The 2,311-nt window shown below is 35.7% G+C and carries 3 protein-coding genes; 1 reads left to right on the top strand and 2 read right to left on the bottom strand.

What is annotated here, in order from left to right:
* Window positions 1-208 (top strand): hypothetical protein (locus tag Q0546_RS02820; protein WP_298790344.1); only part of this gene is annotated, 208 nt, incomplete at its 5' end.
* Window positions 209-250: 42 nt separating this feature from the next.
* Here Q0546_RS02820 and Q0546_RS02815 read toward each other — a convergent pair.
* Entirely contained in the window at window positions 251-820 is a 570-nt protein-coding gene (locus Q0546_RS02815; RefSeq protein ID WP_298790342.1) for a hypothetical protein, read from the bottom strand.
* A gap of 2 nt (window positions 821-822) precedes the next feature.
* The coding region (locus Q0546_RS02810; RefSeq protein WP_298790340.1) for a hypothetical protein at window positions 823-2,311 on the bottom strand (1,489 nt) is incomplete at its 5' end.

Below are 2,311 nucleotides of genomic sequence, written 5' to 3'. Positions count from 1 at the left end.
TGCATATTTTTTTACTGACGTGATGGATACGGCTCAAGCTACCGGCGGCGTGATCATATGTTCTTTGTCGGCTTATGCGCTATTACATCTCAGCGAAAGCCATATTCCGCTCCACATCAAATTATTTTTTAGTTTTTCATTTGGTTTTATAACCATAGGCGTTGTTATGCCGTTGCTTTGTTTTTTACTGAAAGGTCATAGTTTATAAGGGTTGCTGGCCAAATTTTAATACATTTATTATTTTTAGTTTTTACGCCAGTTTTTGATATTTGACTTGTTCTTGCAGTAGGTTTTCGTATTCGCAAAGCATGTTATAAAACGTTGCCTTTTTAAGTCCCGATGCGCTTATAAATTCTTTTGATGAGATCTTTTTATTTTTCCATTTTTCATAAAGCTCAGGCCAGTTTTGCGGAAAAATGAGTTTATTGCGTCCAACGCTATAATTTTTATCTAGTGCCGATAGAGAAATCTTTTCATTTTTTGCTAGTGTATACAAAGTTTGCAACACTGCCATATTTACGGCAGTGTTGGCACCACCTTTATAAGTTGGAGTAAGGTCGTATATAAATAGTAAAATTTTATTGTCTATGAAAAATTTTAGCTCACTAGCAACGAAACTTTGCGATAATGCAAGGCTAAAAATACCCCAAACTACGAGAATATCGCCCCTTTTCAAGCTTTTTTTTAAATGTTGGTATTCGTTAAAAGAGCGCGTACTTTCACTTATGATCGCTATCTCGCCCGTTTCATTTAAATACCGCAAGACGCTTTTAAGCCCTCTTATATCATCATTTTGCTTAGCATAGATGTAAATTTTCATCACTAACTCCAAGTAAAAAAGCCAAAGCCTCCAAATTTTATGCCCAGCCGCTTTTCTAGCTCTGCCCTATCTAAGATGAGTTGATTTTTATCTTTTGTGCTTAGAATTTTAGCTTTCATCTCAGCAGGCAGAGTATTTGCCCAATTTTTACACTTATTTTTACTGTCGCTATCCGTACCCAACTCTATCGTTACCTGTTTTTTGTCTATCTTAAACGTACTTTTATTATGTTTGTAAAATTCGGCGATCTCATTAAGCGAATCTTGTGCTATAAAACCAGCATTAACCGAATAATCAGCATTAAAACTAAGCGGCCTCATATAGCTAGGTATAGCATATCCAAAGTCATCTAAAATTTCAAGCAATACTTTTGACGAAATCAACATCACATCAGGGTACCAGGTATCTTCTAAACCACCTTGTATCATCGTGTCTAGTAGTTCTGAAATTTTAGGTAATATTCTGCGCAAATACTCCCTATAAAGTGCGTTACTTAGACGACTGATGATTGCGTTGCCCCTGCCCTTATATGCATTTTGATCGATATCACTTGGCAACGCCCCTTCAAACCTTAAAAATATCATACGCTTTCTAAGCGTCTCATCGGGCTCAAGTGCATCATTCGAAGCAAAAAGTATCATCGGTTGATCTTGTAATTGATTTGTCTCACATTCTTCCGAGTTTTTAATAGTGCCTTTTGAAAACCCAATATAGGCGTTGTCAATTTCGTCTATAAATACAGGCAAGGAACTATATCCTGCTTGTATGTCTTTTATAACCGTACTTTTACAGCTTTTAGTGTTTAAATTTACAAGCCTTTTTCCGCTCATCATCTTTAAAATAGCTGTGATAACAAAGGTCTTCCCGCAGTTTGCAGTGCTTGAAACAGCTAGTAAAAACATCGGTAGGCTCGTTGTACTTATGTTTTTAAGATGGGCAGTACAACGGATTTTAGCGTGAAAAGGCGATGCAAACAATGCATTTAAAAGCTTAAAATGCGTATGTTTTATCTTTTCTTGATCCCCAACAAAATCATTAAAATTTTCAAGAAGCGCTAAAAGCTCATCTATATCTCGCCTAACTTCATCCAAGCTCGGCTCTAAATTTAACTCTTCGTCATTCATAAATGCTCTCAAATTCTCGTAATCAAATTTTAAGCGTGGATAGTCTGCCTGCGGACTTAGATTTTTAGCCTTTAAGCTCTCTTTATTTAAATTTAGTTCAAATTTTTTAAGAGTTTTAGGCGAAATTTCAAAAAGCCCGTGCTTATTTTTTAAATTTACATCACCCACCAAAACATCATATTTGCCTTTTATTTTTTCATAATCTATCGCGTATCTAATCCTATCAGGCTCTACACCTTCACGCATGTGTTCTAAAACTATAACTTCGTTTTTCTCTTTGACTTTTTTTATAATTGCGTTTGATTCAAACGGATTATCGGTATGCTTTGTGGTAATCACATCAAGCGGAAGAGTATCGCAGTCTGAA

The sequence above is a fragment of the uncultured Campylobacter sp. genome (genome assembly GCF_937997465.1).
Lineage (GTDB): Bacteria > Campylobacterota > Campylobacteria > Campylobacterales > Campylobacteraceae > Campylobacter_A.
Note: the sequence above shows the minus strand (reverse complement) of the source record. Positions and strands in the feature narration are given on the sequence as shown.